The organism is Pseudomonas sp. 8Z, from assembly GCF_902506535.1.
Taxonomy (GTDB): Bacteria; Pseudomonadota; Gammaproteobacteria; order Pseudomonadales; family Pseudomonadaceae; genus Aquipseudomonas.
Window position 1 is genome coordinate 1892776 of sequence record NZ_LR733827.1, and the last position, 12892, is coordinate 1905667.

At 60.1% G+C, this 12892-nt stretch carries 14 protein-coding genes; all 14 read right to left on the reverse strand.

All coding sequences use genetic code 11. The features are described 5' to 3' along the window. Positions 1-126 precede the first annotated feature (126 nt). Positions 127-1977 (reverse strand): glutamine--fructose-6-phosphate transaminase (isomerizing), encoded by a 1851-nt coding sequence (gene glmS / locus AERO9A_RS21740; RefSeq protein ID WP_159973962.1) that lies wholly within the window; start codon positions 1975-1977, stop codon positions 127-129. Between the two features lie 12 nt (positions 1978-1989). Further along, positions 1990-2760 carry a DeoR/GlpR family DNA-binding transcription regulator gene (locus tag AERO9A_RS21745; RefSeq protein ID WP_159973963.1) on the reverse strand — a complete coding sequence of 257 codons (771 nt, stop codon included), beginning with the start codon at positions 2758-2760 and terminating at the stop codon, positions 1990-1992. Between the two features lie 163 nt (positions 2761-2923). Next, positions 2924-3535, reverse strand: a complete 612-nt coding sequence (locus AERO9A_RS21750; RefSeq protein WP_159973964.1) for a LysE family transporter — start codon at positions 3533-3535, stop codon at positions 2924-2926. 70 nt (positions 3536-3605) lie between these two features. Then, positions 3606-4115, reverse strand: a complete 510-nt coding sequence (locus AERO9A_RS21755) for a M23 family metallopeptidase (protein ID WP_159973965.1) — start codon at positions 4113-4115, stop codon at positions 3606-3608. 14 nt (positions 4116-4129) lie between these two features. Beyond that, positions 4130-5491 carry a bifunctional UDP-N-acetylglucosamine diphosphorylase/glucosamine-1-phosphate N-acetyltransferase GlmU gene (gene glmU / locus AERO9A_RS21760; protein WP_159973966.1) on the reverse strand — a complete coding sequence of 454 codons (1362 nt, stop codon included), beginning with the start codon at positions 5489-5491 and terminating at the stop codon, positions 4130-4132. 117 nt (positions 5492-5608) lie between these two features. Further along, positions 5609-6034 (reverse strand): F0F1 ATP synthase subunit epsilon, encoded by a 426-nt coding sequence (locus AERO9A_RS21765; RefSeq protein WP_159973967.1) that lies wholly within the window; start codon positions 6032-6034, stop codon positions 5609-5611. Positions 6035-6114: 80 nt separating this feature from the next. Further along, entirely contained in the window at positions 6115-7491 is a 1377-nt protein-coding gene (gene atpD, locus AERO9A_RS21770; RefSeq protein WP_159973968.1) for a F0F1 ATP synthase subunit beta, read from the reverse strand. Positions 7492-7521: 30 nt separating this feature from the next. Then, positions 7522-8382 (reverse strand): F0F1 ATP synthase subunit gamma, encoded by an 861-nt coding sequence (gene atpG, locus AERO9A_RS21775; RefSeq protein WP_159973969.1) that lies wholly within the window; start codon positions 8380-8382, stop codon positions 7522-7524. 50 nt (positions 8383-8432) lie between these two features. Further along, positions 8433-9977 carry a F0F1 ATP synthase subunit alpha gene (atpA, locus tag AERO9A_RS21780; protein WP_159973970.1) on the reverse strand — a complete coding sequence of 515 codons (1545 nt, stop codon included), beginning with the start codon at positions 9975-9977 and terminating at the stop codon, positions 8433-8435. A gap of 21 nt (positions 9978-9998) precedes the next feature. Further along, the gene (locus AERO9A_RS21785; protein ID WP_159973971.1) at positions 9999-10535 is read right to left on the reverse strand and encodes a F0F1 ATP synthase subunit delta; all 537 of its coding nucleotides are present in this window, start codon (positions 10533-10535) and stop codon (positions 9999-10001) included. Between the two features lie 14 nt (positions 10536-10549). After that, a complete protein-coding gene (locus AERO9A_RS21790) occupies positions 10550-11020 on the reverse strand; it encodes a F0F1 ATP synthase subunit B (protein ID WP_159973972.1) in 471 nt (156 codons plus the stop codon). A 56-nt stretch (positions 11021-11076) separates the two neighbouring features. Next, positions 11077-11334: a F0F1 ATP synthase subunit C gene (atpE, locus tag AERO9A_RS21795; RefSeq protein ID WP_003097235.1), complete on the reverse strand. Its 258-nt coding sequence runs from the start codon at positions 11332-11334 to the stop codon at positions 11077-11079. Positions 11335-11485: 151 nt separating this feature from the next. Beyond that, complete coding sequence (gene atpB, locus AERO9A_RS21800) at positions 11486-12352, reverse strand: F0F1 ATP synthase subunit A (protein ID WP_159973973.1); 867 nt, start codon at positions 12350-12352, stop codon at positions 11486-11488. Between the two features lie 17 nt (positions 12353-12369). After that, complete coding sequence (locus tag AERO9A_RS21805; protein WP_159973974.1) at positions 12370-12774, reverse strand: F0F1 ATP synthase subunit I; 405 nt, start codon at positions 12772-12774, stop codon at positions 12370-12372. Positions 12775-12892 lie beyond the last annotated feature (118 nt).

A 12892-nucleotide genomic window follows, 5' to 3' on the forward strand; every position in this document is an offset into this window, starting at 1 on the left:
TTCGCCCAAAGCAGAGGGGGGCGCAATGCACCCCCGCGCCGATACAAGGCTAATCCCGAATATCGAGCTGCTTGCGCCAGAGCACTACCGTTTTAAGAAACTACCACTGGATACAAGAGACTCGGCTTACTCCACCGTCACACTCTTGGCCAGGTTGCGCGGCTGGTCGACGTCGGTGCCTTTGAGCACGGCGACGTAGTAGGACAGCAGTTGCAACGGCACGGTGTAGAGAATCGGTGCGAGCAGGTCGTGGATATGCGGCATGGCCACCACGTGGGTGCCCTCACCATTGCTCATGCCAGCTTGCTGGTCGGCGAAGACGATCAGCTCGCCGCCACGGGCGCGCACTTCCTGCAGGTTGGATTTGAGCTTTTCCAACAGCTCGTTGTTCGGCGCCACGGTAACCACCGGCATGTCGGCGTCGACCAGGGCCAGCGGGCCGTGTTTGAGCTCGCCCGCCGGGTAGGCCTCGGCGTGGATGTAGGAGATTTCCTTGAGTTTGAGCGCCCCTTCCATGGCCACCGGATATTGCGCGCCACGACCGAGGAACAGGCTGTGGTGCTTCTCGGCGAACAGTTCGGAGATTTTCTCCACGATCTTGTCCATCGCCAGCGCTTCGCCAAGACGGGTCGGCAGGCGGCGAAGCTCGTCCACAAGCTGTGCTTCCAGTGCCTTGTCCAGCGTGCCGTGAACCTGGCCGAGGGCCAGGGTCAGCAGCATCAGGCCGACCAGTTGGGTGGTGAAGGCCTTGGTCGAGGCCACGCCGATTTCCGGGCCAGCCTGGGTCAGCAGGCACAAGTCGGATTCGCGCACCAGCGAGCTGGTGCCAACGTTGCAGATCACCAGGCTGGCCAGATAACCGCCCTGCCCCGGCGCCTTCTCCTTGGCATTGCGCAGCGCGGCCAGGGTGTCGGCGGTTTCGCCGGACTGCGAGACGCTGACGAACAGGGTATCCGGCTGTACCACCACCTTGCGGTAGCGGAACTCGCTGGCCACCTCGACCTGACAGGGAATGCCGGCCAGCTCTTCCAGCCAGTAACGGGCGACCATGCCGGCGTGGTAGCTGGTGCCGCAGGCGACGATCTGCACGTTCTTGACCTTGGCGAACAGCTTGGCGGCCTGCGGGCCGAAGGCCTGCACCAGCACGTGATCACTGCCCAGACGGCCTTCCAGGGTGCGTTGCACCACCTTGGGCTGCTCATGGATCTCCTTGAGCATGAAGTGGCGGTACTCGCCCTTGTCGGCGGCCTCGGCGCCTTCGTGGTACTGCACGGCTTCGCGTTGTACCGGCTGGCCAGCGGCGTCCCAGATCTGCACGCTGTCGCGGCGGATCTCGGCGATATCACCTTCCTCCAGGTACATGAAGCGGTCGGTGACCTGGCGCAGAGCCAGTTGATCGGAGGCGAGGAAGTTTTCGCCCAGACCCAGACCGATCACCAGCGGGCTGCCACTGCGCGCGGCGAGCAGACGATCCGGCTGTTTGGCGCTGATCACCGCCAGGCCATAGGCGCCATGCAGCTCGGGAATCGCGGCCTTGAGCGCGGCGGTCAGGTCGCCGAGCTGCTGCAACTTGTGATCGAGCAGATGGACGATGGTTTCGGTATCGGTGTCGGAGGTGAAGACGTAACCCAGGCCCTTGAGGCGCTCGCGCAGCTCTTCGTGGTTCTCGATGATGCCGTTGTGCACCACGGCCAGCTCGTGCCCGGAGAAGTGTGGATGGGCATTACGCTCGCTCGGCGCGCCATGAGTGGCCCAGCGGGTATGGGCGATACCCAGACGCCCGGCCAACGGCTCTGCCTGCAGCGCGGCCTGCAGCTCGCTGACCTTGCCGACTCGGCGACGGCGATCCAGTGCACCCTGCTCGGTCAGCAGCGCCACACCGGCGCTGTCATAGCCGCGATACTCCAGGCGCTTGAGGCCTTCGACCAGAACCGGGGTGATGTTGCGCTCGGCGATAGCGCCTACGATTCCGCACATGGTGCTCTCCTTTTAGTTTTCCAGCGGCGCGAGGATCAATTGGATGCCGCGCGCGCGTATCTGTTCGGCCGCCTGGGCATCCAGGCGCTCGTCGGTGATCAGGGTATGGACGCTGCTCCAGGGCAGTTCCAGGTTGGGAATGCGCCGGCCGATCTTGTCGCTTTCGACCATGACGATGACCTCGCGTGCCACCTCGGCCATCACCCGCGACAAGCCCAGCAGCTCATTGAAAGTGGTGGTGCCACGCGCCAGGTCGATGCCGTCGGCGCCGATGAACAGTTGGTCGAAGTCGTAGGAACGCAGCACCTGTTCGGCGACCTGGCCCTGGAACGACTCGGAATGCGGATCCCAGGTGCCGCCGGTCATCAGCAGCACCGGCTCGTGCTCCAGCTCGCGCAAGGCATTGGCCACATTCAGTGAGTTGGTCATCACCACCAGGCCGGGCTTGTGGCCGAGCTGCGGAATCATCGCCGCCGTGGTGGTGCCACTGTCGATGATGATGCGCGCGTGCTCGCGGATACGCACCACACCAGCGCGGGCGATGGCCTGCTTGTGAGGCGAGATGGGCTGGCTGGGTTCGCCAATCAGCTCCTGCGGAACAGGCACAGCACCGCCGTAGCGGCGCAGCAGCAGGCCATTGCTTTCCAGGGCGGCAAGATCCTTGCGAATGGTCACTTCGCTGGTGGCGAAGTGCTGCGCCAGGGCGTCCACGCTCACTTCGCCCTGCTCGGCGAGCAAGGCGAGAATGGTGTGGCGACGTTGCGGCGTGTTGCGCTTCGACATCTTTAAGTTTCGGTTCGAAAGATAATGGCGCGAATCAAAACATAAAGGGGCTGCAAGCTTCAAGCTTCAGGCTTCAGGCTTCAGGCTTCAAAACCTGGGGAAGCTCAATCGCTTGGCAAGCTCTTGCTTGCAGCTTGTGGCTTGAAGCCTGTAGCTACCTTTTTCAGTTCAGCGTCAGTTTGACCCCGAAACCCACCAGACAAAGCCCTGCCAGCTTCTCCAGGCCTCTGGCAATACGCGGATTGGCGCGCATACGCTCGGCGAGAAAATGCGTCAGCAGCACGATCAGCAGGCCATAGAGGAAGGTCAGCGCCATGATGGTCACGGCCATGAAAGCGAACGTCACCAGCCCCTGATGCCGCTCGGGGTCGATGAACAGTGGGAAGAAGGCCATGTAGAAGACGATGGCCTTGGGATTGAAGACGGTGATTACCAGCGTTTGCCTCAGGTAGTGGCGCGGCTTGATCTCCAGCATTGGCCCCGCCCCTGGCTTGGCCAGCAGCATGCGCAGACCGAGATAGACCAGATAGGCTGCGCCCAACCATTGCACCAGATGAAAAGCTGCAGGATAAGCCTTGAGTAAGGCGGCAACCCCGGCCACCGCCAGCCACAGTAGCACCTGATCGCCAAAGATGATGCCGAAGGTCGACGCCAGCCCACCGCGAATGCCGCCCTTGCCGGTGGACAGGATCAACGCCAGGTTACCCGGCCCGGGAATGGCCAGCAGAATGATGAAGGCCACCACGAAGGCGGCGTAATCCGTCACACCGAACATACCAAAACTCCTGTCTACCTAAAGTTATCAACAACCCCGAGATCGCTGCGCTCATCAGGCCAAAGATCCTTCAACGAGTCGACAGAATAGCGTTGGGGTCGAGGTAGAACATCTTCTTCCAGCCCTGGGTCGAGTCGTCCGCGTGCCAGGGTAGCGGCAGCACGCTGACGATCGAGTAGTGCAAATGAGCCGGTTTGCCGCGTGCGTTACCCGTATCGCCAACAGTACCGAGCTGGCTGCCGGTCAGCAACGGCTGACCCGGATAGACGTCGATGCTGTGCAAATGCGCGTAATAGTGCAGACGCCACTTCGGGCCCAGCACCAGCACGACCTTGCCACCTTGCTGGATTTCCCCGCGAAACAGCACCACACCGTAACTGGTGGAGCGCACAGGGGTACCGATCTTGGCGAAGATATCGATGCCCTTGTGCACGCCGGAGCGGCCCCAGGGTTCGAACCAGAAGGTCTGCGGATTCCAGTCCCGAGCGCTCGCGCCCTCCACCGGGATTCGCGGCCATTCAGGTAGCACGCCCCAGGTCAGCAACAATACGAGTACGATCCAGCGTTTACGCAGTGGCATCCTTGCCAGCTCCTTCAGGCCTTCTTGGTCGGCCGCTTCCAGCCTTCGATATTGCGCTGTTTGGCGCGGCCGACGGCCAGTGTGTCCGCCGGTACATCGCTGGTCACCACCGAACCCGCGCCTGTTGTCGAGCGGTCGCCCAGGCTCACCGGCGCCACCAGCGCGCTATTGGAGCCGATGAACACGTCCTCGCCCATGACGGTGCGGAATTTGTTGGCACCGTCGTAGTTGCAGGTGATGGTGCCGGCGCCGATGTTGCTGCGCGCACCGATCTCGGCATCGCCCAGGTAGCTCAGATGGCCAGCCTTGGCGCCCTCGCCCAGCACGGCGTTCTTCAGCTCGACGAAGTTACCCACATGGGCCTTGGCGCCCAGCTTGGTACCGGGGCGCAGACGCGCGAAGGGGCCACAATCGGCGCCCTCGCCCATCTCGGCGCCGTCCAGATGACTGTTGGCCTTGATGATGGCGCCCTTGCGCAGCACCGAGTCCTTGATCACGCAGTTCGGGCCGATTTGCACATCGTCCTCGATGATCACCTTGCCTTCGAGGATCACGTTGATGTCGATGGTCACGTCGCGGCCCACTGTCACCTCGCCGCGCACGTCGAAGCGCTGTGGATCGCGCAGGGTCACGCCCTGGGCCATCAGGCGACGGGCCATGCGCTGCTGGTAGTGAGATTCGAGCTGCGAGAGCTGGATACGATCATTGGCACCCAGCACTTCCATCTCATCCGCTGCACGCTCGGTGGCCACGGTCAGGCCATCGGCGACCGCCATGGCGATCACGTCGGTCAGGTAGTACTCGCCCTGGGCATTGCTATTGGACAGACGCCCCAGCCAGTCGGCCAGGCGTTTGCCCGGTACGGCGAGGATGCCCGTGTTGCCCTCACGGATCTGTCGCTGCGCTTCGCTGGCGTCCTTGTGCTCGACGATGGCCTGCACCACACCGCTGCCATCACGGACGATACGCCCATAACCCGTCGGGTCGGCCAGCTCGACGGTGAGCAGGCCCAGTTGATCGTCGCTGACCAGTGCCAGCAGACGCTGCAGGGTCGCGGGCTCGATCAGCGGCACGTCGCCGTAGAGAATCAGCACGGTCTCAGCACTGAGCTGCGGCAGGGCTTGGGCCACGGCATGCCCGGTGCCCAACTGCTCGGCCTGGATAGCGAAGTTCAGATCGTCGGCGGCCAGCCGCTCGCGTACCTTGTCCGCGCCATGACCGATCACCACCTGGATGCTACTGGGCTGCAGGCTGCGCGCAGTATCGATGACGTGGCCGAGCATGGGTTTGTCGGCAACCGGATGCAGCACTTTGGGTAGAGCGGAACGCATGCGGGTACCTTGCCCAGCAGCGAGGATGACGATATCGAGGGACATGAACGACTATTCCTTGGCAGCCACCGGCACACAAGGCGCCGACAGAATGAAACGGCAGAAAAAGAAAAAGGGTAGCCAAGGCTACCCTTTCTCATGCAACGGTTGAAGCGGGAGGCTTCAGCCGCCGAACTTCTTGCGCATCTGCTGGACGGTACGCAGCTGGGCTGCGACTTCGGCCAGGTGAGCAGCGGCGGAGCTGTAATTGAACTCCGAGCCCTGTTCGTTCAGCGCTTTCTCGGCGGCCTTGAGGGCCTCCTGAGCAGCAGCTTCGTCGATGTCGGCAGCTCGCTGCACGGTGTCGGCGAGAACCTTGACCATGCTCGGCTGCACTTCGAGGAAACCACCGGAGATGTAGAACACCTCGTCCTCGCCACCTTGCTTGATCAGGCGGATCGGACCCGGTTTCAGGTCAGTGATCAGCGGCGCGTGGCCCGGAGCGATACCCAAATCACCCAGGTTGCCGTGCGCAATCACCATTTCCACCAGGCCGGAGAAGATCTCCGCTTCCGCGCTGACGATATCGCAATGGACTGTCATAGCCATACGCTTGCCTCATGTTACAGGCTGTGGACAACCTGAGTTATCCACAAACCTGATGCGCCCGTTGCCAGGCGCATGGGTGATTACAGTTTCTTCGCTTTCTCGATGGCTTCGTCGATGCCGCCAACCATGTAGAAAGCCTGCTCCGGCAGGTGGTCGTAGTCGCCCTTGAGGATGCCGCTGAAGCCAGCGATGGTGTCCTTGAGGGAAACGTACTTACCTGGCGAACCGGTGAAGACTTCGGCCACGAAGAACGGCTGGGACAGGAAGCGCTGGATCTTACGAGCGCGCGATACCAGTTGCTTGTCCGCTTCGGACAGCTCGTCCATACCCAGGATGGCGATGATGTCCTTCAGTTCCTTGTAACGCTGCAGCACGTACTGAACGCCACGAGCGGTCTCGTAGTGTTCGTTACCGATGACGTTCGGATCCAACTGACGGCTGGTGGAGTCCAGCGGGTCAACGGCCGGGTAGATACCCAGGGAAGCGATGTCACGGCTCAGTACGACGGTGGCGTCCAAGTGGGCGAAGGTGGTCGCCGGGCTCGGGTCAGTCAGGTCGTCCGCGGGAACGTATACGGCTTGTACCGAGGTGATCGAGCCTTTCTTGGTGGAGGTAATGCGCTCTTGCAGAACGCCCATCTCTTCAGCCAGGGTCGGCTGGTAACCTACTGCCGACGGCATACGGCCGAGCAGAGCGGATACTTCAGTACCGGCCAGGGTGTAACGATAGATGTTGTCGACGAACAGCAGAACGTCACGACCTTCATCACGGAACTTCTCAGCCATGGTCAGGCCGGTCAGTGCTACGCGCAGACGGTTGCCTGGTGGCTCGTTCATCTGACCGTAAACCAGAGCTACCTTGTCGAGAACGTTGGAGTCCTTCATCTCGTGGTAGAAGTCGTTACCCTCACGAGTACGCTCACCCACACCCGCGAACACGGAGTAGCCACTGTGTTCCATGGCGATGTTACGGATCAGTTCCATCATGTTGACGGTCTTGCCCACACCGGCGCCACCGAACAGGCCGACCTTACCGCCTTTGGCGAACGGGCAGACCAAGTCGATTACCTTGATACCGGTTTCCAGCAGGTCGTTACCGCCCGCTTGCTCGGCATAGCTCGGCGCAGCGCGGTGGATTTCCCACTGCTCTTCTTCACCGATCGGGCCGGCTTCGTCGATGGGGTTGCCCAGCACGTCCATGATACGGCCCAGGGTCGCTTTACCGACCGGTACCGAGATGGCCTTGTGGGTACGAGTGATGTCCAGACCGCGCTTGAGGCCTTCGGTCGAACCCATCGCAATGGTACGCACCACGCCGTCGCCCAGTTGTTGCTGAACTTCCAGGGTGGTTTCGGCGCCGACTACTTTCAGCGCTTCGTATACAGCTGGCACCTGATCACGCGGAAATTCCACGTCGATAACGGCGCCGATGATTTGAACGATACGTCCGCTACTCATCTTTGGTTCCTCTGAATATTTGAACCGTTCTTAAACCGCGGCAGCGCCGCCGACGATTTCCGAAATCTCTTGGGTGATCGCAGCCTGACGCGCTTTGTTGTAAATAAGCTGCAGGTCTTTGATGATCTGGCCAGCGTTATCGGTGGCGTTCTTCATCGCAATCATCCGCGCAGCCTGTTCAGCCGCGTTGTTCTCGACCACCGCCTGGTACACCTGCGATTCGACGTAGCGAACCATCAGGCCGTCGAGCAGCTCTTTAGCATCGGGTTCGTACAGATAATCCCAGTGATGCTTGAGCTCTTGATCCGGATCGGCCACCAACGGAACCAACTGCTCCACTGTAGGCTTCTGCGTCATGGTATTGACGAACTTGTTCGAGACCACGGACAAACGGTCGATACGCCCCTCGAGGTAAGCATCGAGCATGACCTTGACACTACCGATCAGGTCATTGATCGACGGCTGTTCGCCGAGGTGGCTGATCGCAGCGACAACATTGCCACCAAAGTTGCGGAAGAATGCCGCACCTTTGGAGCCAATCACGCAGAGATCAATCTCCACGCCTTGCTCGCGATCTTTCGCCATGTTCTTGACCAGGGCCTTGAACAGGTTGGTGTTCAAGCCGCCGCACAAACCACGGTCCGAACTCACCACGATATAACCGGCACGCTTTACAGGGCGCTCGATCATGAAGGGGTGGCGGTACTCCGGGTTGGCGTTGGCCAGATGACCAATCACCTGGCGGATACGCTCCGCGTAGGGGCGGCTAGCTGCCATGCGCTGTTGAGCCCTGCGCATTTTGCTGACCGCCACTTTTTCCATGGCGCTGGTGATCTTCTGCGTGCTTTTGATGCTCGCAATCTTGCTGCGAATCTCTTTTGCGCCTGCCATTTCACACCTATTGGGTTAGCAGGCGGGCGTCTTGCGACGCCCGCTGCGGCTTACCAGGTTTGGGTGGCTTTGAACTTCTCGATACCGGCTTTGATGCCCGCGTCGATTTCGTCGTTGAAGTCACCTTTGACGTTGATCTTGGCCATCAGATCGGCCAGCTCACGGTTGAAGTAGCCCAACAGAGCTGCTTCGAAGGCGCCAACTTTGCTCACTTCCACGTCGGTCAGGAAGCCACGCTCGGCAGCGTACAGAGACACGGACATGTCGGCGATCGACATGGGCGCGTACTGCTTCTGCTTCATCAGTTCGGTAACACGTTGACCGTGCTCAAGCTGCTTGCGGGTGGCTTCGTCCAGATCAGAGGCGAACTGGGCGAAAGCCGCCAGTTCACGGTACTGAGCCAGAGCGGTACGGATACCACCGGAGAGCTTCTTGATGATCTTGGTCTGGGCAGCACCACCTACGCGCGATACCGAGATACCGGCGTTGACGGCCGGACGGATACCTGCGTTGAACATGGCCGATTCCAGGAAGATCTGACCGTCGGTAATCGAAATCACGTTGGTCGGAACGAACGCGGAAACGTCACCGGCCTGGGTTTCGATGATCGGCAGAGCGGTCAAAGAACCGGTCTTGCCAGTCACGGCGCCGTTGGTGAACTTCTCGACGTACTCTTCGGAAACGCGGGAAGCGCGCTCCAGCAGACGGCTGTGGAGATAGAACACGTCGCCCGGATAAGCTTCGCGGCCCGGCGGACGGCGCAGCAGCAGGGAGATCTGGCGGTAGGCAACGGCCTGCTTGGACAGGTCGTCGTACACGATCAGGGCGTCTTCACCGCGATCGCGGAAGTATTCGCCCATGGTGCAACCGGCGTACGGAGCCAGGAACTGCAGGGCAGCCGACTCGGAGGCCGAAGCGGCAACCACGATGGTGTTGGCCAGAGCGCCCGCTTCTTCCAGCTTGCGCACGACGTTGGCGATGGTCGATTGCTTCTGACCAACGGCGACGTAGACGCAGCGGATACCGCTGTTCTTCTGGTTGATGATGGCGTCGACAGCCATGGCGGTCTTACCGATCTGACGGTCACCGATGATCAGCTCGCGCTGGCCACGGCCTACCGGGATCATGGCGTCAACCGACTTGTAACCGGTCTGTACCGGCTGGTCGACCGACTTACGCCAGATCACGCCCGGAGCAACCTTCTCAACGGCGTCAGTTTCCTGAGCGTTGATCGGACCTTTACCGTCGATCGGGTTACCCAGTGCGTCGACCACGCGGCCCAGCAGTTCCGGACCAACCGGGACTTCCAGGATGCGGCCAGTGCACTTGGCGCTCATGCCTTCGGCCAGGCTGGTGTAAGCACCCAGCACAACCGCGCCGACGGAGTCTTGCTCCAGGTTCAGCGCCATACCGTAGACGCCACCTGGGAACTCGATCATCTCGCCGTACATGACGTCAGCCAGACCGTGGATACGCACGATACCATCGGAAACCGATACTACGGTGCCTTCGTTGCGCGCTTGGGAGGCGACGTCGAGTTTCTCGATGCGCCCCTTGATGATTTCACTAATTTCGGAAGGATTGAGTTGCTGCATAGCTCTGCTGCCCCTTCAAACTCAAGATTTCAATGCTTCGGCCAGTTTCGCGAGCTTGCCGCGAACTGAGCCATCGATTACCAGGTCGCCGGCGCGGATCAGAACACCACCTATCAGGGAGGCATCTTCCGCGGCGTGCAGACGCACTTCTCGACCGAGCCGTGCACTGAGAACCTTGGCGAGTTTGTCTTGCTGTTCGTCGTTCAATGCAAAGGCACTGGTGACATCCACATCGATCGACTTCTCCTGCTCGGCCTTGTACAGCTCGAAGAGGGCGAAGATATCCGGCAACAGGGCCAGACGATCGTTTTCAGCAACAACGTGGATGAAGTTCTGTGCCTGGGCGTCGAACGTATCACCACACACCTCGATGAAGGCGGTGGCCTTATCTGTACTCGTCAGACGCGGGGCCTTGAGCACGCGCTGCATGGTGTCGTCGAGCGACACCGCTGCAGCCAGGCCGAGCATGGCTGACCAATTGGCCAGTTGCTGGTGGGCCTGGGCGTGCTCGAAGGCAGCCTTAGCGTAAGGTCGGGCCAGCGTGGTCAGTTCTGCCATGATCGCGCCCTCGCTTAAATTTCGGCTGCCAGTTTGTTAACCAGCTCCGCATGCGCGTTTTGGTCGATGGATGCGCCCAGGATCTTCTCCGCACCGCTGACTGCCAGGCCACCCACTTGGGCGCGCAGGGCGTCTTTGATGCCGTTGATTTCCTGTTCGATCTCGGCCTGAGCCTGAGCCTTCACACGGTCAGCTTCGACACGGGCCTGATCACGGGCTTCGTCGACGATCTGAGCAGCGCGCTTATTGGCTTGCTCGATGATTTCCGCAGCCTGACCTTTGGCTTCGCGCAGTTGCTGGGCCACTTTTTCGTGGGCCAGCTCCAGGTCACGAGCCGCGCGGTTGGCAGCGTCCAAGCCGTCTGCGATCTTCTTCTGACGTTCCTGCAGAGCCGTAATGACCGGAGGCCATACGAACTTCATGCAGAACAGCACGAAGATGAAGAAGGCAACGGACTGGCCTATCAGGGTTGCATTAATGTTCACGCCAACACCTCGCTCGTTCGTTGTCCGTCACACCAATTCACTCGAAAACGAGTGAATTAGCCTGCGATTTGACCAACGAAGGGGTTCGCGAAGGTGAAGAACAGTGCGATACCAACACCGATCATGGTCACGGCGTCGAGCAGACCGGCGACGATGAACATTTTAACTTGCAGCATCGGGACCATTTCCGGCTGACGCGCAGCGCCTTCCAGGAACTTGCCACCCAGCAGACCGAAACCGATGGCGGTACCCAGGGCACCCAGGCCGATCAGCAGTGCAACGGCGATAGCGGTCAAACCAACTACAGTTTCCATTTTTCCTCCCGACTTACAGTCGTATTGGTTAAGGTTTTTGTTGAAGCGGTAAAGCGAAATCGTTTGTTTACAGCATCCCTCATGCCCACGGGCAGTAAGGGCTTGTCCTGGCAGGCACCGCCTGAGCGGCGCCGCGGAACCTTAGCGCGCCTTAATGGTTATCTTCGTGCGCCATCGATAGGTAAACGATGGTCAGCATCATGAAGATGAACGCCTGCAGCACGATGATCAGGATGTGGAAGATGGCCCACGCCACCTGCAACACACCACCCAGCGAGCCCAGCAGCATGCCGCCACTGAACATGATGGCGATAAGAATGAAGATCAGCTCACCGGCATACAGGTTGCCGAACAGTCGCAGAGCCAGGGAAACCGGCTTGGCGATCAGAGTGACGAACTCAAGCAGGAAGTTCACCGGAATCAGCAGAGCCTGCACAGCCATGTTCTTACTGCTGAACGGGTGCAGGGTCAGCTCACCGAGGAAGCCGCCAATACCTTTGACCTTGACGCTGTAGAACAGCAGCAGGGCAAACACCGACAGGGCCAGGCCCAGGGTAGCGTTCGGGTCAGTGGTCGGTACCACACGGAAGTACAGGTGAGGATCGCCCGCGATAGTGGCGGCCAGCTTCGGCAACCAGTCAACCGGGAACAAGTCCATCAAGTTCATCAAGAAGACCCAGACGAAAATGGTCAGGGCCAACGGGGCGATCAGCGGGTTACGCCCGTGGAAGGTGTCCTTGACGCTGCTATCGACAAACTCGACCAGCACCTCGACGAAGTTCTGCAAACCACTGGGCTGACCCGAAGTGGCTTTGCGCGCCGCCAAGCGGAACAGAACGATAAAGATCAGGCCAAGAACCACCGACACCGCCAGGGTGTCTACGTGGAAGGCCCAGAAGCCCATTTCTTTGGCTTCCTGTGCGGTGTGGGCGAAACTCCAGCCGTTCACCGGGTGCTGACCATAGGTCAGATTGGTGAGGTGGTGCTGGATGTAACCCGAAGCGGTTTCTGCTGCCATTATTTGCCTCGAACGCTTTAAGGTCTTGAAAATTTCGTTATCAGCAGCGGGGCGAACCAGCTAACCATCAGGGTCAACAGGTAGACACCGAACAAAACCGGTGCCGCCAGTGGCTTCACGCCCGCAAACGTCAGTGCAAAGAGCACGAACGTCAGAATCAGTTTTCCCGCTTCGCCCGCATAAAAAGAACGGACGATTTCCCTAGCAGCCCGCGCCCCGCTGTAACGGAACGCCTTGTGGGCGAAATACAGATTCGGCAACCAGGCAATCATGCCCCCCAACAGTGCCGAATAACCTGCCACACGACCTTGCCATTGCCAGACCAGTGCAGCAGCGAACAACAGGACGAAAACTTGAGCCACCAGCACCGGAAAAACCGGTAGACGATGGAAGGGCAAGCGCTTTGGCATGCGGCGTTCCATCAACTGATGCCCTCGACTATCGACTGCTTTAACTCAATGAATTGGCATAAAAAGTGCCAACAAAATTGCGCGCAGAGTATAGGGGGCGTATTCCCCCCGTTCAACTGCTAGGTAGTGA

Coding starts and splice junctions, on each gene's coding strand:
- glmS (WP_159973962.1), bottom strand. CDS start 1,977: ATGTGCGGAATCGTAGGCGCTATCGCCGAGCGCAACATCACCCCGGTT.
- AERO9A_RS21745 (WP_159973963.1), bottom strand. CDS start 2,760: ATGTCGAAGCGCAACACGCCGCAACGTCGCCACACCATTCTCGCCTTG.
- AERO9A_RS21750 (WP_159973964.1), bottom strand. CDS start 3,535: ATGTTCGGTGTGACGGATTACGCCGCCTTCGTGGTGGCCTTCATCATT.
- AERO9A_RS21755 (WP_159973965.1), bottom strand. CDS start 4,115: ATGCCACTGCGTAAACGCTGGATCGTACTCGTATTGTTGCTGACCTGG.
- glmU (WP_159973966.1), bottom strand. CDS start 5,491: ATGTCCCTCGATATCGTCATCCTCGCTGCTGGGCAAGGTACCCGCATG.
- AERO9A_RS21765 (WP_159973967.1), bottom strand. CDS start 6,034: ATGGCTATGACAGTCCATTGCGATATCGTCAGCGCGGAAGCGGAGATC.
- atpD (WP_159973968.1), bottom strand. CDS start 7,491: ATGAGTAGCGGACGTATCGTTCAAATCATCGGCGCCGTTATCGACGTG.
- atpG (WP_159973969.1), bottom strand. CDS start 8,382: ATGGCAGGCGCAAAAGAGATTCGCAGCAAGATTGCGAGCATCAAAAGC.
- atpA (WP_159973970.1), bottom strand. CDS start 9,977: ATGCAGCAACTCAATCCTTCCGAAATTAGTGAAATCATCAAGGGGCGC.
- AERO9A_RS21785 (WP_159973971.1), bottom strand. CDS start 10,535: ATGGCAGAACTGACCACGCTGGCCCGACCTTACGCTAAGGCTGCCTTC.
- atpE (WP_003097235.1), bottom strand. CDS start 11,334: ATGGAAACTGTAGTTGGTTTGACCGCTATCGCCGTTGCACTGCTGATC.
- atpB (WP_159973973.1), bottom strand. CDS start 12,352: ATGGCAGCAGAAACCGCTTCGGGTTACATCCAGCACCACCTCACCAAT.
- AERO9A_RS21805 (WP_159973974.1), bottom strand. CDS start 12,774: ATGGAACGCCGCATGCCAAAGCGCTTGCCCTTCCATCGTCTACCGGTT.